The sequence below is a fragment of the Pseudomonas sp. ATCC 43928 genome, from assembly GCF_005938665.2.
GTDB lineage: Bacteria > Pseudomonadota > Gammaproteobacteria > Pseudomonadales > Pseudomonadaceae > Aquipseudomonas.
The window spans coordinates 2,722,184-2,743,210 of the sequence record NZ_CP041753.1 but is presented as its reverse complement, the minus strand read 5'-3'; the positions used below and the strand labels follow the sequence as shown (position 1 = coordinate 2,743,210).

General features: G+C 61.3%; 17 protein-coding genes. 4 read left to right on the top strand and 13 right to left on the bottom strand.

From position 1 onward, the window contains the following. The first annotated feature begins 86 nt into the window (after positions 1-86). The gene (locus FFH90_RS12705) at positions 87-2,042 is read left to right on the top strand and encodes an acetoacetate--CoA ligase (protein ID WP_138867281.1); all 1,956 of its coding nucleotides are present in this window, start codon (positions 87-89) and stop codon (positions 2,040-2,042) included. A gap of 60 nt (positions 2,043-2,102) precedes the next feature. Here the strand turns inward: FFH90_RS12705 and FFH90_RS12700 are convergent, their stop codons facing one another. Then, on the bottom strand, positions 2,103-3,212 hold the full coding sequence (locus FFH90_RS12700) for a PilT/PilU family type 4a pilus ATPase (RefSeq protein ID WP_111454631.1): 1,110 nt from the start codon (positions 3,210-3,212) through the stop codon (positions 2,103-2,105). A 119-nt stretch (positions 3,213-3,331) separates the two neighbouring features. Between FFH90_RS12700 and FFH90_RS12695 the strand changes: the two genes are divergently transcribed. Both FFH90_RS12695 and FFH90_RS12690 read left to right on the top strand, forming a co-directional pair. Further along, entirely contained in the window at positions 3,332-5,869 is a 2,538-nt protein-coding gene (locus tag FFH90_RS12695; protein WP_138867280.1) for a PAS domain S-box protein, read from the top strand. Between the two features lie 66 nt (positions 5,870-5,935). Then, entirely contained in the window at positions 5,936-6,211 is a 276-nt protein-coding gene (locus tag FFH90_RS12690) for a peptidylprolyl isomerase (RefSeq protein ID WP_007933743.1), read from the top strand. A gap of 65 nt (positions 6,212-6,276) precedes the next feature. Here the strand turns inward: FFH90_RS12690 and FFH90_RS12685 are convergent, their stop codons facing one another. The 8 genes from FFH90_RS12685 to FFH90_RS12650 all read right to left on the bottom strand — a co-directional run bounded on the left by FFH90_RS12685 (position 6,277) and on the right by FFH90_RS12650 (position 12,812). Further along, positions 6,277-7,212 (bottom strand): sugar kinase, encoded by a 936-nt coding sequence (locus FFH90_RS12685; RefSeq protein ID WP_138867279.1) that lies wholly within the window; start codon positions 7,210-7,212, stop codon positions 6,277-6,279. A gap of 13 nt (positions 7,213-7,225) precedes the next feature. After that, positions 7,226-8,443: an amino acid deaminase gene (locus tag FFH90_RS12680; protein ID WP_138867278.1), complete on the bottom strand. Its 1,218-nt coding sequence runs from the start codon at positions 8,441-8,443 to the stop codon at positions 7,226-7,228. 37 nt (positions 8,444-8,480) lie between these two features. Beyond that, positions 8,481-9,245: an IclR family transcriptional regulator gene (locus tag FFH90_RS12675; protein WP_138867277.1), complete on the bottom strand. Its 765-nt coding sequence runs from the start codon at positions 9,243-9,245 to the stop codon at positions 8,481-8,483. A gap of 124 nt (positions 9,246-9,369) precedes the next feature. Beyond that, a complete protein-coding gene (locus FFH90_RS12670) occupies positions 9,370-9,759 on the bottom strand; it encodes a RidA family protein (RefSeq protein WP_138867276.1) in 390 nt (129 codons plus the stop codon). A gap of 30 nt (positions 9,760-9,789) precedes the next feature. Next, on the bottom strand, positions 9,790-10,581 hold the full coding sequence (locus FFH90_RS12665; protein WP_018927657.1) for an amino acid ABC transporter ATP-binding protein: 792 nt from the start codon (positions 10,579-10,581) through the stop codon (positions 9,790-9,792). Continuing rightward, the gene (locus FFH90_RS12660; protein ID WP_018927656.1) at positions 10,578-11,240 is read right to left on the bottom strand and encodes an amino acid ABC transporter permease; all 663 of its coding nucleotides are present in this window, start codon (positions 11,238-11,240) and stop codon (positions 10,578-10,580) included. The genes FFH90_RS12665 and FFH90_RS12660 overlap by 4 nt, the downstream gene beginning before the upstream one ends. Positions 11,241-11,248: 8 nt before the next feature. Continuing rightward, positions 11,249-11,911: an amino acid ABC transporter permease gene (locus FFH90_RS12655; RefSeq protein ID WP_018927655.1), complete on the bottom strand. Its 663-nt coding sequence runs from the start codon at positions 11,909-11,911 to the stop codon at positions 11,249-11,251. 52 nt (positions 11,912-11,963) lie between these two features. Further along, on the bottom strand, positions 11,964-12,812 hold the full coding sequence (locus FFH90_RS12650; RefSeq protein WP_018927654.1) for a transporter substrate-binding domain-containing protein: 849 nt from the start codon (positions 12,810-12,812) through the stop codon (positions 11,964-11,966). A gap of 340 nt (positions 12,813-13,152) precedes the next feature. Between FFH90_RS12650 and FFH90_RS12645 the strand changes: the two genes are divergently transcribed. Then, positions 13,153-13,608, top strand: coding sequence for a co-chaperone YbbN (locus FFH90_RS12645; protein ID WP_086946285.1), 456 nt, complete (start codon positions 13,153-13,155; stop codon positions 13,606-13,608). Positions 13,609-13,671: 63 nt separating this feature from the next. On the opposite strand, the gene FFH90_RS12640 is transcribed toward FFH90_RS12645, so the two are convergent. The 4 genes from FFH90_RS12640 to cobN all read right to left on the bottom strand — a co-directional run bounded on the left by FFH90_RS12640 (position 13,672) and on the right by cobN (position 21,025). Beyond that, complete coding sequence (locus FFH90_RS12640; protein ID WP_138867275.1) at positions 13,672-15,318, bottom strand: phospholipase D-like domain-containing protein; 1,647 nt, start codon at positions 15,316-15,318, stop codon at positions 13,672-13,674. Between the two features lie 76 nt (positions 15,319-15,394). Continuing rightward, positions 15,395-15,940, bottom strand: coding sequence for a VWA domain-containing protein (locus FFH90_RS12635; RefSeq protein ID WP_138867274.1), 546 nt, complete (start codon positions 15,938-15,940; stop codon positions 15,395-15,397). Between the two features lie 119 nt (positions 15,941-16,059). After that, positions 16,060-17,067: an ATP-binding protein gene (locus tag FFH90_RS12630; RefSeq protein ID WP_138867273.1), complete on the bottom strand. Its 1,008-nt coding sequence runs from the start codon at positions 17,065-17,067 to the stop codon at positions 16,060-16,062. A 184-nt stretch (positions 17,068-17,251) separates the two neighbouring features. After that, complete coding sequence (gene cobN, locus FFH90_RS12625; protein ID WP_138867272.1) at positions 17,252-21,025, bottom strand: cobaltochelatase subunit CobN; 3,774 nt, start codon at positions 21,023-21,025, stop codon at positions 17,252-17,254. Between the last annotated feature and the right edge of the window lie 2 nt (positions 21,026-21,027).

The window sequence follows — 21,027 nt, the reverse complement described above, 5'->3', positions numbered from 1 at the left end:
TTTGGGACAGCTGCGCTATCCAGCGGGAGCAAGCGCCCTCGCCACAAAAGCCTGTGTGTTATGCATAAACAAGAAGAGGCCAAGCCATGTCCGACATCCTCTGGCAACCCGGCACCGAGCGCATCGGCAAGTCCCGCATGGAGGCCTTCCGGCGTTTCGTCAATCAGCGACACACCCTTGGAATCGCCGACTACCCTGCCCTGCACCAATGGAGCATCGACCAGCGGGAAGCCTTCTGGCAGGCCATCGTCGATTTCTTTGACATCCGTTTTCACGATCAGCCAGACGCGGTGCTGATCGAAGGCTCGCAAATGCCCAGCGCCCAGTGGTTCCCCGGCGCTACCTTGAACTTCGCCGAACACCTGCTGCGCCGTCGTGACGATGCCGTGGCCGTGGTCGCCATCGGTGAAAACGGCCAACGGGAACAGCTGACCTGGGCCGAACTGGCAAGCCACGTCGCCGGTTTTGAAAATAGCCTGAAAGCCGCCGGTGTCGGCCTCGGCGACCGCGTGGCAGCGTGCATGCCGAACACCTGGCAAACCCTGGTGGCCATGCTCGCCACCACCAGCCTGGGTGCAATCTGGTCCTGTTCTTCACCGGACTTCGGCACCCACGGGGTGATCGATCGCTTCGGCCAGATCGAACCGAAAGTGCTGATCACCTGCGCCGGTTACCGCTACGCCGGCAAAGAGATCGACCAGACCACCAAGGTCAATGAAATCCTCGGACAGTTGCCGTCCTTGCAGCAATTGATTGTTGTGCCTTATGCGCGTTCTCAAGCGCGCATCGAGGATTTCCGCTGCCAGGCCAACGTGACGCTGTGGGACGATTTTTACGACCCGGGCGGCGAGCCGCAATTCGTTCCCGTGCCTTTCGCCCATCCGCTGTACATCCTCTACTCCAGCGGCACCACCGGCGTACCGAAGTGCATTGTGCACGGCACCGGCGGCGTGCTGCTGCAACACGTCAAGGAACATGGCCTGCACACCGACCTCAGTGCCGGTGACCGTTTGTTCTACTACACCACCTGCGGCTGGATGATGTGGAATTGGCTGGTCTCGGCGCTGGCCGTCGGCAGCGCCGTGGTGCTGTACGACGGCTCGCCGTTTCATCCAGGGCCGGAGCGCCTGATCGACCTGATCGACGACGAACGCCTCAATGTCTTCGGCACCAGCCCGAAATTCCTCACAGCGCTGGAAAGCAATGGCTTGAAGCCGTGCGAAAGTCATGACCTGAGCAGCCTGAGAACCATCCTGTCTACCGGCTCGGCGCTGTCGCCGCAAAGCTTCGATTACGTCTACCGCACGTTCAAATCCGACCTGTGCCTGTCTTCGATGTCCGGTGGTACCGATATCGTTTCGTGCTTTGTGATTGGCAACCCGGTCCTGCCGGTGCGCCGTGGTGAGATGCAATGCAAGAGCCTGGGCATGGCGGTCGAAGTGTGGAACGACGATGGCAAGCCTGTGATCGGTGAAAAAGGCGAACTGGTGTGCACCCGGCATTTTCCGGCCATGCCCATCGGCTTGTGGAACGACCCGCAACAGGAAAAGCTGCGCGCTTCGTATTTCAGCCTGTTCCCCGGCGTCTGGGCCCAGGGCGATTACGCCGAGCAACTGCCCCACGGTGGCATGCTGATCCACGGCCGCTCCGACGCAGTGCTCAACCCCGGCGGCGTACGCATCGGCACGGCGGAAATCTACCGTCAGGTGGAGAAAGTCCCGCAGGTGCTGGACAGCGTCGCCATCGGTCAGCAATGGCAGGATGACGTGCGAGTGGTGCTGTTCGTGCGCTTGCGCGAAGGCGTCGAGCTGGACGAAACGCTGCAACAACAGATCCGCCAGGTCATCCGCGCCAACACCACGCCACGGCATGTGCCGGCGAAGATTGTCGCGGTGACGGACATTCCGCGGACCATCAGCGGCAAGGTGGTCGAACTGGCGGTGCGCAACGTGGTGCATGGCCAGAAGGTGAAGAACACCGATGCACTGGCCAACCCCGAAGCCCTGGAGCAATTTCGAAACCGCCCCGAACTGAACGACTGACGCCGTAGATCTACTGTGGGAGCAAGCCCGCTCCCACATTTTTGATCAGCGTCGGCCCCTTCAGTCCATCAACCCCCATTCGCCCGGCGGCGTATGGGGGCCAGGCGTGGCCTCGGCGTGCATTTTCAGGCGCAAGCGCAGATTGTTCACCGAATCAGCATGTTTCAACGCCTCTGCCTCATCGATTGCGCCCTCGGCAAACAGCGCGAACAGCGCCCCGTCAAACGTCTGCATCCCCACCTCTGAAGACTTCTCCATGATCCCCTTGAGTTCGCCAAACTCATTGCGCCGGATCAGGTCACCGATGGTTGGTGTGCCCAGCATCACCTCCACCGCCGCCCGGCGCTGCCCGTCGCGGGTACGCACCAGACGCTGGGACACAAACGCCTTGAGGTTGTTGCCCAGGTCGTTGAGCAACTGCCCCCGGCGCTCTTCAGGAAAGAAATTGATCACCCGATCCAGCGCCTGATTGGCGTTGTGCGCATGCAACGTGGAAATCACCAGATGACCGGTATCGGCAAACGCCAGCGCATGTTCCATAGTCTCGCGGTCACGGATTTCGCCGATCAACACAACGTCCGGTGCCTGGCGCAACGTGTTTTTCAGCGCAGCGTGGAAACTGCGGGTATCGACGCCGACCTCGCGCTGATTGACGATCGACTTCTTGTGCCGATGGATAAACTCGACCGGGTCTTCGATAGTGATGATATGACCGCTGCTGTGGCGGTTGCGGTAATCGATCAGCGCTGCCAGCGAGGTCGACTTGCCCGAGCCGGTCGAACCGACAAACAGCATCAGCCCTTGTTTGAGCATCACGGTTTCAAGCAGCACCGGTGGCAAGTTAAGGTCTTCGAAGCGTGGAATGTCGAGCTTGATGTTGCGCGCCACGATGGACACATCATTACGCTGCTTGAAGATATTGAGCCGGAAACGCCCGACCCCGGCCAGGGAAAGCGCCAGGTTCATTTCCAGGTCCCGATCGAACTCCAGGCGTTGTTCGGCGTCCATGATGGACGCGGCAATGGCCGCCACTTCTCCCGGCTTGAACGGTTGATCGGTCAGGGCTTTGAGCACACCGTCAAATTTCGCGCTGGGTGGCGCGCCCGTGGACAGGTAAAGATCGGAGCCATGGCGGCTGGCCAGAATCTGCAACAGTGCATCGATTTCCATGGCAAAAAGCACCCGCGAAGCATTCAATGAAAAAAATGACCCCATGCGGGTCATCCAGCGTCTACCGCCTTGCAAGGATAGTAGACGCCGCCACACTGACTCATGCGCAGGACATGTAGATGAACGCACCACCGACCGCCAGCGATGCCCAGGCCTTGATTGCCCGACTGGACTGGACAAACAACCCGCTGGGCGCCGCCGAAAACTGGCCGCAGAGCCTGCGCACCGCGGTGGACATCGTGATCCACTCGCCAATGCCGATGCTATTGCTGTGGGGCCCGCAGCTCACCCAGATCTACAACGACGGCTTCGCCTTCCTCGCCGGCAGCAAACACCCTCACGCTTTCGGACAACCGACGCACCAGATCTGGCCGGAACTCAAAGACTTTACCGACCCGATTTACAGCGCCGTCCTACAGGGCCAGGTGCGGACCTACAGCGAACAGCGCTTCACCTTGCAACGCGACGGTCGGGATTCTGACTTCTGGCTGGATTTGACCTACAGCCCCATTCGCAACGAAAGCGCCGAGGTTGCCGGGATTCTGGTCACGGCCATCGAAACCAACGAACGTCGCCGCATCGCCCTCGAACTGGAACAACGCTCTGCCGCCAGCCTCAAGGCCCAGCAAGAAACCGAGCAGCGCCTGCAACTGGCACTGGCCGCCACCGATGCCGTCGGCACCTGGGACTGGGACATTGGCGAAGACCGTTTCATTGCCGATGCGCACTTCGCGCAATTGCATGGCGTCGATCCGGCCATGGCCAACCAGTTGCCGATCAGCGAATACCTCCACGGCGTGCACCCGGAAGACCGCGCCATGATCGCCCGCAGCATCAAGCACTGCATCACCCATGGCAGCGAGTACGCCGAGGAATATCGCTTGCTGCAAGCCGATGGCCAGTTGCGCTGGGTGTTTGCCCGGGGTCGTTGCTACAAGGACCACCATGGCCGGCCGATCCGCTTTCTCGGCGCCGCGCTGGACCTGACCGAACGCAAACACATCGAACAGGCCTTGCGCCAAAGCCAGACCGAGCTGCAACTGATCATCAACGCGATGCCGATCCTGATCAGTTATGTGGACCGCGAAGAGCGCTTTCGCCTGAACAATGCCGCCTATCTGGAATGGTATGGCCTGACGCCCCAGGAGCTTTACGGCCGCACCATTCGTGAAGTGCTCGGCGATGAAGCCTATGCCCTGCGCGCCGAATACATCGCCGAGGCGCTGAAAGGCAAGACCTGTTGTTTCAGCATCAGCGCCGATCACCGCGATGGCAGCACCCGCCAGGCCCTGATGAACTACCTGCCACGCCACGGCGCAGACGGCGCGGTGAATGGTTTCTACATCTTCGTGATCGACGAGACCGAGCGCAAACAGACTGAAGAGGCGCTGCGCAACCTCAACGAAACCCTGGAAGAACGCGTGAGCGCTCGCACCCAACAACTGGCCGAAGCCAACCAGCGACTGCAGAACGAGATGTTCGAGCGTGAGCGTGCCGAAGACGCCTTGCGGCATGCGCAGAAAATGGAAGCGGTCGGCCAGCTCACCGGCGGCATCGCCCATGACTTCAACAACATGCTCACCGGGATCATCGGCAGCCTCGATTTGATGCAGCGCTACATCGCCGATGGGCGCGCGGCCGAGATCGGTCGCTTCACCGAAGCGGCGGTGTCCTCGGCCCATCGCGCCGCCGCCCTGACCCATCGGTTGCTGGCATTCTCAAGGCGTCAGTCACTGGATCGCAGGCCACTGGACGCCAACCAGCTGGTGCATTCCCTGGAAGACTTGCTCAGCCGGACCAAGGGCGATCACATCGAGCTCAAACTGAAGCTGGCCGATGAGGTCTGGCCGGTCAGTACCGATGTCAGCCAACTGGAAAACGCCTTGCTCAACCTCGTGATCAACGCCCGGGATGCGATGCCCGATGGCGGTGAGTTGTTGATCGAAACCGCCAATGTTCACCTCGACGGCAGCGACGTCACTCCGCTGGAGCCAGTCAGGGCCGGGGATTACCTGATGATTGCCGTCAGCGACAACGGTGCCGGCATGACCCCATCAGTACTGGCCAAGGCCTTCGATCCGTTCTTCACCACCAAACCCATCGGCCAGGGCACCGGCCTTGGGTTGTCGATGATCTATGGTTTCGCCCAGCAGTCGGGCGGGCACGTCAGCCTGCACAGCCGGCCGGGCCAGGGCACCAGCGTTCGCCTGTATTTGCCACGGTTGCACGTCGCCCTGCCGGAACACGCTCAGCTGCCGGCCACCGGCGAAGCACCGCCAGCGGTTGCCGGTGAAACCGTGGTGTTGGTGGAAGACGATCCGGCGGTGCGCATGCTGGTGCTCGACCTGCTCAAAGAGTTGGGTTACCACGCCCATGAAGCCGAAGATGCCAATAGCGCCCTGCCGTTGCTGGAGTCCGACCTGCGGGTCGATCTGCTGGTGACCGACGTCGGGCTGCCGGGCATGAACGGTCGGCAACTGGCGGAAATCGCACGTCAGCACCGCCCGGAACTCAAAGTGCTGTTTATTACCGGTTATGCCGAGAAAGCCGCCGAACGCCAGGGTTTCCTGGAGGCGGGCATGGACATGGTGGCCAAACCCTTTTCCATGGACCTGTTGGCCAACAAGATTCGCACGATGATCGGCCAAGCCGGCTGAGTTGAGGCATAATCGCGCGCCCCACGCTGGCACCAACATAGCCACCACCGTTGCAAGGTACTGCCCATGAAAGCCCAAGCCCGCCATATTCTGGTGAAAACCTCGGAAGAAGCCGAGCAGCTCAAACAACGCATCGCCAAGGGCGAAGCCTTCGATGTGCTGGCCAAGAAATACTCCACCTGCCCGTCCGGCAAACGCGGTGGCGATCTTGGCGAAGTGCGGCCCGGGCAAATGGTCGGGGCAATCGATGCGGTGATCTTCAAAAAACCGCTGCGAGTGGTGCATGGGCCGATCAAGAGCAAGTTCGGGTATCACCTGGTGCAGGTGTTTTACCGGGACTGATCGATTGGCTCGATGTACAGGGTGAGGCTTGCCAAAAAAATCACAGCATCCCCAAAGATTGCATTTCAATCTTTGGGGATCAGTGCCCCCGGCACTTGAATCACCCGACTCGCCAAGCGATGCCCCGCTTCAGCAGCCTCGACCGGGCTCCCACCCTTGAGGCGGCAAGCCAGATACGCCGCGCTGAACGAATCTCCCGCCGCCGTGGTGTCCACCACCCGTTCGACCACTTGCGCCGGCACTTCGAACGACTCGCCGTCACAGCGAATCAGACACGCCTCGGCACCGCGCTTGAGCACCACTTCGGGCGTGCCCATCTGCTCGTAAGCGGCAAACACCGCCGCGCAATCGGAAAACTGGAACAGCGCCTGCTCGTCATCAACCGTCAGCAACGCCAGGTCGACATAGGGCAACACTTCGCGATAAGCCGCTCGTGCGTCCTCGACCGAAGCCCATAGGCGTGGTCGATAATTGTTGTCGAACACGATCCGCGCATCCCGCTGTCGGGCTTCGATCAGGGTGTCCAGCAGTTTCTCCCGGCCCTGTTCACCGAGCACCGCCAGGGTGATGCCGCTGAAATACAGCACGTCGTAATCCGGCAGCGCTGCCAGGATCGGCGCGGCCGCCGGGGTGGTAAAGCAATCGCGCACGGCCGCTTCATTGCGCCAGTAGAGAAAACGCCGCTCGCCGGCCGCGTCGGTCTGGATGCAATACAGACCGGGCAAGCGACCGGGCAAACGCTGGACCATGCCCAGGCCGATGTGTTCGCTGGCCCAGCTCTGGCACATCGCATCACTGAAACTGTCGTCACCCAGGGCAGTGACGTAATCCACCATGCCGCCATCGCCCAGTTCACGGGCCAGATAGACCGCGGTGTTCAGGGTATCGCCGCCGAAGCTTTGTTGCAGGGAGCCGTCGGCGCGCTGCTGCAGTTCGATCATGCACTCGCCGATCAGGGCGATGCGCGGGATGTTGGGGCCCAGAGGGCTGATGTTGTTCATGTTGTGGGGGCTCTTAGAAACAGGTTTCCATGGTTTCGATGACATTCAGCTGCTCATCCACCAGACACCCGATACGCCACTTGTCGAACGTCAAACACGGGTGCGAAGTCCCGAACGAAATGATATCGCCCACCCGCAACTCAACTCCCGGCGCCACGGTCATGAATGCGTGCTGGTCCATCACCGCCGTCACCTTGCAGGCACTCACATCATCGCCGGTCGCCGGCACCACGCCGGCCTTGTAACGCAGCAACGGCACCGGCAAACCGGCGTCGTAGGCCACGTCGCGCTTGCCCAGGGCGATCACCGCAAAACCCGGTTCGGGCAACGACTGCACATGCGCCCAGACTTCCAGCGCCGGGCGCAAACCTTCGTGCAGGTCGCTGCGACGGTCGAGCACGCAACATTGCGCTTCTTTGTAGATGCCATGGTCGTGGGCCACGTAACTGCCGGGGCGCAGCACGCTGAGGAAACGCCCGCCGGCATTCTGCGCTTCGAACGACTCGGCGATCAGGTCGTACCAGGCCGACCCCGACGCAGTGATGATCGGCTTGACAATCGCGAACGCGCCGCTGTCCTGCAGTTGCACCGCCAGACGCACCAGGGAGGCGGCGAACTCGCGGATGCCGCTCACCGCATGATCACCGTGAATCACCCCTTCATAGCCCTCGATGCCGGTCAGCGCCAACGCCGGTTGAGCGTTGATAGCCTTGGCCAGTGCCAGCACTTCGGCTTCGGTGCGGCAACCGCAACGACCGCCGACCACTCCGTACTCGATCATCACGTTCAGGCGCACGCCCCGCGAGGCGAAAAACGCGCCGAGGTCGGCGACGTTATCCGGGTGATCGACCATGCAATAGAAATCGAAAGTCGGGTCAGCCAGCAGGTCGGCGATCAGTGCCATGTTCGGCGTGCCAACCAGTTGATTGGCCATCAGCACCCGGCGCACGCCATGGGCGTAAGCCGCGCGGGTTTGCGTGGCGCTGGCCAGGGTGATGCCCCAGGCACCGGCGTCCAGTTGGCGACGAAACAGCGCCGGGGTCATGCTGGTTTTACCGTGAGGTGCCAGTTCCGCGCCGCTGTGGCTGACGAAGTCCTGCATCCAGCGAATGTTGTGTTCCAGCGCGTCGCGGTGCAGCACCAGCGCCGGCAGACTGACGTCCCGCACCAGGTTGGCGCCGGTCTGGGCAGCGCCCTTTTCCACGGCGGCGGTATTGATGGCAGTAGACATGGTCGATCTCCTCACACACGGCCGCAGGCAGCCGCTGTTATTCGTTGATACGCCGGGCGAGGCTGTTGGCGCTGTCGATCAGCACCCGGCGATAGTCGTTGTAATTGTTCTTCGCATCGGCCCGTGGGGCGACGATGCACAGGGTCGCGATGGCCACGCCGCTCGGGTCTTTGACCGGGGCGGCGAAGCAATGGGTAAAGGTGTCGGCGACGCTGTCGAAGGAAAAGAATCCGTCGATGGCGGCCTGGCGGATTTCCTCAAGAAACTGCTCCAGTGGCAGGCGTTTGCCGTCGGGCAGGATGAAGTCGTCGGGGTCGATCAAATCGACAATTTGCTGATCGCTCAGGTGCGCCAGCAGCAGGCGCCCGGAAGCGGTCCAGGGGATCGGCGCGTTTTCGCCGATGTCCGAGGAAATGCGGAAATGCCGCTCCCCCTCTTTCATCAATGCCACGGTGTATTTGCGCCCGTTGAGCAGACACATCTGCGCGGTTTCGCGGGTCTGGCTGACGATTTCCTGCAAGGCGTGATCGGCCTCGCGGGACAGGTCGAAATGACGCAAATGCGCCTGCCCGAGGAAGTACAGCTGACGACCGAGGTAAACGTGACCTTCCTTGCCCACGGGTTCGAGGATGCGCCGCTCCAATAAGGACGCTACCAGTTCATAGATCGTGGATTTCGGGCTGCCGATGCCGCTGGCGATTTCGTTCGGGCGCAGGGGCTGGCCGATTTCCTTGAGGAAGTCGAGGATGTCGAACGCCCGGTCCAGACCGCGAGCCCGGCGCTTGATGGTGTCTTCGGTCATTTCAGTGGTCCCATTCAAAGTGCCGGGAGTTTACCCAGAAGGCCGCCTTCGCGGGCAAGCCTCGCTCCTACAGGATTTCGCCGTTTGTAGGAGCGAGGCTTGCCCGCGAAGAATTCACTGCGGTTCAGACCTTTTTCTTGTACGCGATGCAATCAATCTCGACCTTGCAATCGACCATCATGTTCGCCTGCACGCAGGCCCGGGCCGGGGCGTGTTCGCTTTTGAAGTACTCGGAAAACACCTTGTTGAAACTCCAGAAGTCCCGCGGGTCTTCCAGCCACACGCCCGTGCGCACCACGTCTTCAAGCCCGTAACCGGCCTCTTCCAGAATCGCGATCAGGTTTTTCATGGTTTGGTGAGTCTGCTCGACAATCCCGCCCACGATGATTTCACCATCCACCGCCGGCACTTGGCCGGACACGTGCAGCCAGCCATCGGCTTCGACGGCGCGGGCAAAAGGACGGGGCTGGCCGCCACCGGCGGTGCTGCCGGTGCCGTAACGAGTAATGCTCATGGGTGTTTCTCCTGATTAAAAAGTGAAGGCTTAAAAGCGGGTGCTCTTGAGAAATTCCGCCAGTCGCGGCGACTGCGGGCGCTCGAACAGTTCCTTGGGCGGCCCCTGCTCTTCGATCCGCCCCTGATTCATGAACACGATCTTGTCCGAGACCTCGAAGGCAAAACGCATTTCGTGGGTCACCAGCAACATGGTCATGCCATCCTCGGCCAGGCCCTTGATCACGTTCAGCACTTCGCCCACCAGTTCCGGATCGAGGGCCGAGGTGACTTCATCGAACAGCATCAAACTCGGGTTCATCGCAATCGCCCGGGCAATCGCCACGCGCTGTTGCTGACCACCGGACAACTGACCGGGGTAATGATCGCGGCGCTCCAGCAGGCCGACCCGCTCCAGCCATTTCTCCGCCAGCGCTACCGCCTCGTCCTTGTGCAACTTTTTTACCTTGAGCAAACCGAGGGTGACGTTCTGCAACGCAGTGAGGTGCGGGAACAGATTGAATTGCTGGAAGGCCATGCCGGTCATGGCGCGATGGCGGGCGATGACTTTTTCCGGGTGGCGCACGCGCTTGCCGTTGACCTCGTCATAGCCGATGGATTCACCGTCGAGCAGAATCTGCCCGCCCTGGAACTCTTCGAGCATGTTCACGCAGCGCAGCAGCGTGGTCTTGCCCGAGCCGCTGGAGCCGATCAACGTGACCACATTGCCGCGCTGCATAGTCAGGTCGACACCCTTGAGCACTTCGAGCGGGCCGTATTGTTTGTGCAGGCCGCGGATGTCCAGCAGCGCCTGATTCTGGGTCGAAACTTGAGCTTGTGTCATGGCAAGGCCACCCGCTTTTCAATGTGCCGGCCGAGTAATTCGATGGCGTAGTTGATGACGAAAAACAGCAATCCGGCGAACAGGTAAAACTCCAGGGTCATGAAGGTCCGGGCGATGATCTGTTGAGTACTGAGCAGCAGCTCGGCGACGCCGATCACCGACAACAAGGTCGACGCCTTGACGATCTCGGTGGACGAGTTGACCCAGGTCGGCAAGATCTGCCGCAACGCCTGGGGCAACAACACATAACCCAGCGCCTGGTAAAACGTCAGGCCGATGGCCTTGCTCGCTTCCATCTGACCGCTGGGCAGCGCTTGCAACGCACCGCGCACGATCTCGGCGACATGGGAACCGCAAAACAGCGTCAGGCCCAAAGTGCCTGCCCCGAAGGCGCTGATTTGCCAGCCCAGTGCCGGCGCCATGTAAAAGCAGGCCAGTACCAATACAAACACCGGCGTGCCGCGAATGATGTCGACGTAGAACCGGAACGGCGCGCGCATCCAGAACGTGCCGTAGGTGAGTACCAGGCCGGCGACGATGCCAACCAGCGTACCCAGCAAAATTGCCAGGCCCGAGCACTGCACACTTGTCAGGAAGCCCTGCCACAGGACATCCCGGGCCACCCATAACTCATGCAACCAACTGGGGGATTCGTACATGGGGCCTCCTAACGGCGAATCGCCAGACGCTGCTCGAGGTAACGCAGCATCATGGCAATGAGGTAACAGGCCGCAACATAGAGCGCTGTGGTCACCAGCCAGGTTTCGATCACCCGGTAGCTCTCGACATTGATCTTGCGCGCGTAATAGGTCAGCTCCGGCACGGCAATCGCCGCCGCCAGCGAGGTGTCCTTGAACAGCGAAATGAAGTTGTTCGACAGCGCCGGCAGCACATTGCGCAGCATCACCGGCACGGTGATGTACGCCTTGACCTGCCACTCGCCCAAGCCGATCGCCAACCCGGCTTCACGTAGCCCCTTGGGAATGCTCAACAGCCCGCCACGAAACACTTCAGTCAGGTACGCCCCGGCATACAGCGACAGGGTGATGATGAACGAGGGGATCTTGTCCAGACGAATGCCCAGACTCGGCAACGCGAAGTAGATCAACAGAATCAACACCAGAATCGGCGTATTACGGATCACCGTCACATACACCGACGCCAGCCCCCGCAATGCGCGGTGCTTCGACAGCAAAGCAAACGCCATCAGCAGGCCGATCACGCAGCCGATGGCGATCGACACCAGCGCCAGCTCAAGACCCAGACCGAGCCCCGCCAGCAAGGTGTCGAAGTCGCGCCACACGGCGGCAAAATTCAACTGATAGTTCATGGTCAGCAGTACCTTGAGCGGGGCGATGTATCACCGCCCCGCTCTCACGGGATCATTTGAATTCGACTGGGAAACCGATTGCAGGTGTAGGCAGGTCGACACCGAACCACTGCTTGAACGATGCCGCGTAAGTCGGGAATTCAACGCCGGTCATGCCTTCATGCAGCACGGTGTTGACGAAGTTCAGCCAATCCTGATCGCCGCGTTTGACCGCACAGGCGTAGGTCTGCGGGCTCCAGGCGTAGGTCGGGCTGCGATAACGGCCTGGGTTCTGCACCATCAGGTATTTCACCGACGACTGATCGGTGGCCGCCGCGTCGGCACGGCCGGAGTTCACCGCCTGATACATCAGATCCACGCTGTCGTACTGATCGACCTTGGCCTTGGGCAGCGCCTGATGCACCAGTTCTTCGGCGTACACGTTCTGCAGCACCGCCACGGTCACGCCGTCGGCGGCGGCCCTGAGGTCTTCGATTTCCTTGTACTTGCTGTTGGCCGGCAGCAACAGGCCAACACCTTCACGGTAGTACGGCAGCGTGAACGCGACCTGTTGGGCCCGGCTGGCGGTCACGGTGATGAACTGGCAACTCATATCGACCTTGTCGGTCAGCAGGTTCGGAATCCGCGCATCGGACGACTGCACCACGAACTCGACCTTGCTCGGGTCGTTGAACAACCCCTTGGCCACCATCCGCGCGATATCGATATCAAAACCCTGCAACTTGCCGTCGGCTCCCTGGAAGTGCCACGGCGCGTTGGTACTGCCCGTGCCCACGATCAATTTCCCACGGGCCAGCACGCTGTCGAGCTTGCTGTCTGCCGCTTGAGCGACACCCACGGCAGCGGCCGAAGCCGCGAGTACGAAAACACACGCTTTAAACAAGGAAAGTCGACGATGCATGGCAAGCACTCCAGGGCTGTGTTTATTCCGCTATACCGGAACTTGGTATGTAACAACGGAATAGACAGCAGAAAGTGTGCCACAGGATGTGGCCAGAATCTCGGAGGATTTGAAAAGTGTTTTGAATCAAATGGATGCGCACAGGCGCGAAGAAAGTGTTACGAAAAGACAGCTGGCTGAACGCTACCGTTGGCTACAGGCTGTGTGTGGTTGAGTCACATTGCGGTGCATTGCAGGTCAAAAAGAAGCAGAGCACACCTGTAATTTCTGACAGTAGACCCACCCGCTCGCCTCCTTTAACGTCAAAGGGCCTTCGATAGTCTTTGAAAAGGAGATTTCAATGAGTTCGATGTCCACCCAGTCATTGGATCCGGCCTACCGCAAAGCGCTCAACACTTGGCGCCCGGTGATTCTGTATTTCGGCAACGACCACTGTCCCGCCTGCGAATGGGCCGGACCGGTTTTCCGGGCCATTGCCGAGAAGTACAAAGATCATGCGTGCATCTATATGCTGGATACGAGCAAGTCCCCTCGGCATCCGGAAGTCAAAGGCACACCCACTTTGCTGTTCTACGAGGAGGGGAAGCTGCTGACGAAGCTCAAGGGCATAGGCACCCCGGAAACCCTGGAAGAACATTTCAAAAAGCACATCGGCAAGCTCAGGCCCAAACAGATTGCCCACAAACCCCGCCACGACTTGCCGTGGTTGCAGAGAACCCTCAGCACTTTATGCACTGCGCCTCGGGCACGGGAGCGGTTGAATGCACGTTTGATGAGTAATGCAATGGGCAAATAACTGACCTGTAGCAGCAGCCTTGCGCTGCTCGGCAGCTGCTACAAAAAGTGCCCGCCGGTGTGTTTATCGTCCGGAAAAACGCAGCCGCGACAACATCCGCAGGTCGCCCTCGCGGTAATAGTCATCGGTCCAGCTGTCATCCGCCGCCAACGGCCGGACCTGCTTGAGTTGCAGTTTCTTTGCGAAGTAGCGGAACCGGTAATGTTCGTAGAAGCGCAGCAGTTCCAGCCCGTAACGATCGGCCAGGTCGGTGTCGCCACGGATGATCAGGTAGTTTTCGTCATTGCCGTTGCTGGCCGCGTCACTGAGGTTGTGGCTGCCGCTGATGATGGTCGGTGAATCGCTGGTGAAGTCGACGACGATGGCTTTGGTGTGCACCAGCAGGTTGCCCTTCTGGCCTTTCATGTTTTCCTTGAGCCAGCCCTCCAGGCCGGTGTTGAGCAGCGCGGTGGCGGCGAATTCGGCGGTGCGGTCGGCATGGAAACCGGTGATGTTGCTGACCGTGTTTTGCAGGCCGTAACGCAAGATGTCGTCGTGGGGTTGGCCGAGCAGCGCGTTGAGTATTTTGTCCGGCAAGGTGAATGCGGTGACAAACAGCAGGTCTTTTTTGGCGGCGTTGATGATCTTGATGAACTCACTCAAGTCGCCCTCGCCCGAGCGCGGTGAAAAACCGGCGAACAGCGGCTGGTCAGGCTGCATCGGATTGTGTTCCGTGAGCCAGTCCCGCGTGGCGCCGACGTCCGTCGGTGTGGCCCAGACCTGCTCGAAGGTTTGCAGGTAAGTGGCGCCGATCCGAGCGTCGTCCAGCACATGCACGACGTTGGCCTGACGGTAGACGCCGTTGGCAGTGAAGTTGGTACTGCCGCAGAGTACCGCTTCGGGCTGATGCTGCCCCGCCGCATCGAGCCGGCTCAGGACCATGAACTTATCGTGAAAGATATTGTGGGTGACTCGCCCGCGTTTGTTCGCCGCCGGGATTTTTTCCAGGCTGGCTTCGTTCAGCGCCGTGGTGTCTTCGCCAGGTTGGGCGTGATACAGGACCCGAACCTTTACGCCACGCTCGAAGGCGGCGTTCACCGCATCGACGATCGCCTGCAGCTGGTATTCATAGATCGCGATGTCCAGCGCCCACTGGCCATCCACGGCACGTTCGATAAACCCGAGCAGGCGTGCGAGCAGACCATTTTCCAGCCATTGCCGCGGCGCATCGGGCCATTCTTCGATGGGCAGTGTCTTGTTGACGCTGAGCAGCGCATCGAGGTCGGCGAATTTGCGCTGGAACGCCTGACTGGCAGCCACTGCTCGGTTGAATATCACGTTCTGCCCCTTGGGCAGGCCATTGTCCGTGGTGACCGTCACTTCCAGGCTTTCACCCAACTGTGGCGTATCGGCAGTGCCATAGGCCAGGTGAACCCGATAATGGATCGTCACACCCGGATTGACCGCGTAATCGGCCCAGCGAAATTTCTGCAAAGGCGCGGCATCGCTGGGGGTGGCGTGAAACTGAGGGAATGTATGATCCTTGCCGGGGAAGGTCAGGCTGTTGAACAGAAACAACCAGGGTTTGTCACCTTGCTGTTTTTCGATGGCAAACCCCAACAGGCCTTTGCGGCGGGGTTCGGCCAGGTCGATGGCCAGCAGCACACCGTTGGTGCCAGCGTAGGCTTTGACGCGGAAATCGTCCTGATCGTTGCGGGCTAGAACGCGCATGGGTCACTCCTGTGATGGGTTTGCTTACAGAGCATAGGGCAGCGATGCGATGGGGCCAGCACTGTCAGCACAAAACTCAACCTGAAATCAGCTCATCGATATGTCGATAATCAACCTGTAACTGCGCTGCCAACACCTTTGCCCGCCCGAGCCGAATCGGCCCGCGCTCGATGTCGATCAGCAACCCCGGACAATCCAGCTCCGGCAATGTCGACCATTCCTTCAACCGTCCATCCGTCACTAGCAACAGCCGCTGCTGTTCGGCCTGAAAACGCTTTTGCCGTGCCACCAGCCAGTGCCCCGCCTCGCCCAGCGCCGCCAGCATCGGCGTCCCGCCGCCGGCGCCCAATCCCTCGAGCCAATCGCGTAAGCCCGCAGAAGCTTTCAACCCCTGCACCTGCCACTTCGGCAAGTGACCGCTGGCGGTCAGCAAAGCCAGGCGTGCGCGCTGGCGATAGGCATCGTCGAACAGTTGCGCCAGCAAGCCCTTGGCATCGCTCAACGCCTGATGGCGCCGGGTCGAAGCCGAGGCATCGACGATCACCAGCCACAGTTCATGCGGGGTGCGGGTCCGCAGATGGAACAATAGGTCATCGCGTTGACGCGGTCGGCCATTGAGCAAGGTGCCGGGCCAGTTGACCGATCCGCTACGGGCGGCGTGACGCTTGCCCTGTTTACCGTGATCCAGCCGGCCTGCGCGGGGTCTGGCATTCGCCCCCGCGTCTGATCGAGGGCGAATGCCTAGGGCTTTTTTGGCCAGCTCGGCACTTCACGTCGAGCACCGACCGGCAGCGCCTGGGCGGGCATTTCGCCCCACTGGCCCTGACCTTCGTTCGGGTTGGGGGTTTGCGCAGGGGATTGCTGTGGCGCTTGGGAGTTTTGCGGCGCAGAGGTCGAATGCTCCCGACGACGATGACGCAAGGCAAATTCGGCGACCGCGTCGATATCCTCTTCGGCAATGGCGTTCGCACCGCGCCAGGCCGCATGTGCCCGCGCCGCGCGCAGCCAGACCAGATCGGCCCGCAAGCCATCGACGCCGGCAGCAAAGCAGCGCTCGGTGATCTGCGCCAGTGCAGCATCGTCGAGCGGGATACTCGCCAAGGCCGCACGCGCCTTCTGGCAACGCTCGCGCAGGGCGTGTTGCTGACTTTCCCACTCGGCGCAGAACCCTTGCGGATCGCTGTCGAAATCCAGTCGACGACGGATGATCTGGCCGCGCTCGGCGGGTGCGGTATGGCCACTGAGGGCGACGTTCAGGCCAAAGCGGTCGAGCAGTTGTGGGCGCAGTTCGCCCTCTTCCGGGTTCATGGTGCCGATCAGCACAAACTTCGCCGAATGCCGATGGGAAATCCCGTCGCGCTCGATCAGGTTGGTGCCGCTGGCGGCCACGTCGAGCAGCAGGTCCACGAGGTGATCGGGCAGCAAGTTCACTTCATCGACGTAGAGCACGCCGCCGTCGGCCTTGGCCAATACACCCGGAGAAAACTGTGCGCGCCCTTCGCTCAAGGCCGCGTCGAGATCGAGGGTGCCGACCAGCCGTTCTTCAGTGGCGCCCAGGGGCAAGGTAACGAATTGACCGCTGGCCAGCAGGTCCGCCAGGCCTCGGGCCAGGGTCGACTTGGCCATGCCGCGCGGGCCTTCGATCAGCACACCACCGATTTTCGGGTCGATGGCGGTCAGGTACAGGGCGAGCTTCAAGTCATCGGCGCCGACCACGGCGGAGAGCGGGAAATGGGCGGTGTCGGTCATGTTCAAATCTCGGTCATGGTCGGTGATTACTCTGTGGCGAGGGAGCTTGCTCCCGTTGGGCTGCGTAGCAGTCGTAAAACCTGAAAATGCGGTGTGCCTGACAGAGCCTGGTTTTTTGTTTTGGGGCTGCTGCGCAGCCCAACGGGAGCAAGCTCCCTCGCCACAAATTTCCTTTGCTCACCGGCTAACTGTCTTCTTCTATGTCCAGCAACAAATTCTCCAGCGCCTCGCGGTATTCACCCGGCTCCTGCCACATCCCCCGTTGCTGCGCTTCGAGCAGGCGCTCGGTCATGTCGCGCAAGGCGTGGGGATTGTGTTCGCGAACAAACTCCCGGGTCGCCGGATCAAGCAAATAGGCGTCCGCCAGCAACGCATACTGGTGATCGTCGATCAACTGCGTGGTGGCGTCGAACGCAAACAGGTTATCGACCGTCGCCGCCAGTTCGAACGCGCCTTTATAGCCATGACGCTTGATCCCGTCGATCCATTTCGGATTGGCCGCCCGGGAACGGATCACCCGGTTCAGCTCTTCCTTCAATGTGCGGATCTTCGGCAAGTCCGGCTGACTGTGGTCGCCGTGATAACTCGCCGCCGCTGCGCCGCCGAGGCTTTCGACGGCCGCCAACATGCCGCCCTGGAACTGGTAATAGTCGTTGGAATCGAGCAAGTCGTGCTCGCGGTTGTCCTGATTTTGCAGCACGGCCTGCACCTGGCTCAGACGCTGGGCGAACTGCTCGCGTGCGGCGGTGCCTTCATCGGAGCCGCCGTAAGCGTAGCCGCCCCAGTTCAGGTAAACCTCGGCCAGGTCTTCGCGGCTCTGCCACAAACGACCGTCGATGGCACCTTGCACGCCGGCACCGTAAGCACCCGGTTTGGCCCCGAAGATCCGCCAGCCGGCCTGTCGCCTGGCCGCTTCTTCATCCAGACCGGACGTCAGCAGCGCTTCGCGCTCGGCACGAACCTTGGCTGCCAACGGGTTGAGATCGTCCGGTTCATCCAGCGCGGCGACCGCTTGCACGGCGGCGTCGAACAGCCTGATCAGGTTGGCAAAGGCATCGCGGAAGAATCCGGAGACGCGCAAGGTCACGTCCACCCGCGGCCGGTCCAGCAGGCTCAACGGCAGAATCTCGAAGTCGTCGACCCGCTGACTGCCCGTCGCCCACACCGGCCGCACACCCATCAAGGCCATGGCCTGGGCAATGTCGTCGCCGCCGGTGCGCATGGTCGCGGTGCCCCAGACCGACAGGCCGAGCTGACGCAAGTGATCGCCGTGATCCTGCAAGTGCCGTTCAAGAATCAGGTTCGCGGATTGAAAACCGATGCGCCACGCCGTGGTGGTCGGCAGGTTGCGCACGTCCACCGAATAGAAATTGCGCCCGGTGGGCAACACGTCCAGCCGTCCACGGCTGGGCGCACCACTCGGCCCGGCCGGGACGAATCGCCCGCTGAGGGCGTCCAGCAGGCCGCGCATTTCCGCCGGGCCGCAGGCGTCCAGGCGCGGGGCGACGACCTCGCGCAAACTGTCGATGATCGCGCTCACGTCGGACCAGCCTCGCTGGTTCAACGGAGCAATTTCAGCGCTCAAGGCTTGCTCGATCAACTGCTCGGCGAACAGTTCCAGACGCTCACGGGTGTCCCCCGCCGTGCGCCACAGCTCATCACTGACCGCCTGCAAGGCATCCGGCCGAGGACCGTTCCAGGGCTCGGCCAACACGCAATCCAGTGGATCGAAGCCCAATTCGAACGCCTTGGCCAGCGCCCGCAGCACGCTCGATTGCGCGCCACGACCGTCACCGCGAGGAATGCGCAGCAAGGCCAATAAAGTGTCGATGCGCAATCGCCCGGTCGGCGACTCGCCAAACACGTGCAGGCCATCGCGGATCTGCGATTCCTTCAAGTCACACAGGTAAGTGTCCAGGCGCGGCAACCAGATCGCCGCGTCGGCATCGCTGTCGAGCTTCTCGTCCAGCTGCAGTTCGCGATCAATGTGCGTGTCGCGCACCAGTTGCAGAATGTCGCGTTGCAGTTCCCGGGCGCGGCGCGGATCGAGCAACTGCGCTTCGTAATATTCGTCAGCCAACAACTCAAGGTTGCGCAGCGGGCCGTAGGTTTCGGCGCGGGTCAGCGGTGGCATCAGGTGATCGATGATCACCGCTTGCGTACGGCGCTTGGCCTGGGCACCCTCGCCCGGGTCGTTGACGATGAACGGATAGATGTTCGGCAGCGGTCCGAGCAGCGCGTCGGGCCAGCAGTTTTCAGATAACCCGACGCCCTTGCCCGGCAGCCATTCGAGGTTACCGTGCTTGCCGACATGGATCACGCCGTGGGCGCCGTAGGTGTTGCGCAACCAGAAGTAGAACGCCAGATAACCGTGGGGCGGCACCAGGTCCGGGTCGTGATAGACCGCGCTCGGGTCAACCTGATACCCCCGGGCCGGTTGAATGCCGACGAAAGTCAGGCCGAAGCGCAACCCGGCAATCATCATTCGCCCGCCACGGAACATCGGATCGCTTTCGGGCGTGCCCCAACGTTGCAGCACCGCCTCGCGATTGGCTTCGGGCAGTGCGTTGAACATCAAAAAGTAATCATCCAGCGCCAGGCTTTGCTGGCACGGACGTTGATCGATAGTGTCCAGATCATTGCTGACACCACCAAGCAGTTGCTGGATCAGCGCGGTGCCGCTGTCCGGCAACTCGGCCGGCAACGGATAACCTTCGGCGTACAGGGCACGCAGGATGTTCAGCGCAGCGGCCGGGGTGTCGAGACCGACGCCATTACCGATGCGTCCATCGCGAGTCGGGTAGTTGGCGAGGATCAGGGCGATGCGTTTTTCGCTGTTGGGCAGCCGCGCCAGATCGATCCAGCACCGCGCCAGTTCAGCGACAAAATCCATGCGTTCCGGTTGTGGTCGATAGCAAACCACATCGGACTGACTGCGCTCGCTGCGCCACGCCAGATCCTTGAAGCTGATCGGCCGACTGATGATTCGCCCGTCCAGCTCCGGCAGCGCGATGTGCATCGCCAAGTCACGGGGACCGAGGCCTTGCTCGCTGGCACGCCAACCGGGCTCGTTGTCCTGGGCGCAGATCGCCTGAATCACCGGGATGTTGCGACGAAACGGCCGCAGATGCGGCGCTTCAGGGCTGGACTGGGCGAAACCGGTGGTGTTCAGAATCACCCCCGCCTCAACTTCATCCAGCCAGTCCTCGACCACCGCCAGGCAGCCTGGCTCTTTCAGACTGGCCAGCGCAATCGGCAACGGGTTGAGCCCTGCCGCCTGCAAACGCTGGCAGAAAATATCGATGAAACCGGTGTTCGCCGCCTGCAAGTGCGAGCGGTAAAACAGCACCGCCGCCACCGGCTGATCGGCCTGCCAATCGGCTTGCCAATCCTGAAGGTGCGCGGGGCTTTTTTGCGGGTGGTAGATCGCGGTGCGTGGCAGGGTTTGCGGCTCGGACCATGGATAATCACGACCCAGCCAACGACTGGCAAGGCAGCGAAACAGGTCGAGCGCATTGGCCATGCCGCCCTGACGCAGGAAGTGCCAGAGCCGGTCGCGGTCTTCGGGGGCCACGGTGCTCAGATCGCTGAGTTCCGGGTCCGGGCGATCGTCACCCGGCACCAGAATCAACTGCACACCGCGCTGGGACAATTCCACCAGACGCTCGATGCCGTAACGCCAATAGGCGATGCCGCCGTGCAGCGAGATCAGAATCACCTTGGCGTGGCGCAGCACTTCGTCGACATAAAGATCGACCGAGGCGTGATTCTGCACCTGCATCGGGTTGGCCAGGCGCAGGCTCGGGTAATCGTCGGGCAGCTGCTGCGCCGCCTCGGCGAGCAACGCCAGACTGGAATCGCCGCTGCACAGGATCACCAGCTCGGCGGGGGTTTGTCCAAGGTCGGCAATGTTGTCATCCGACACGAAACCGCCGGGCTGGGTCCTGAGCAGGTGCATGG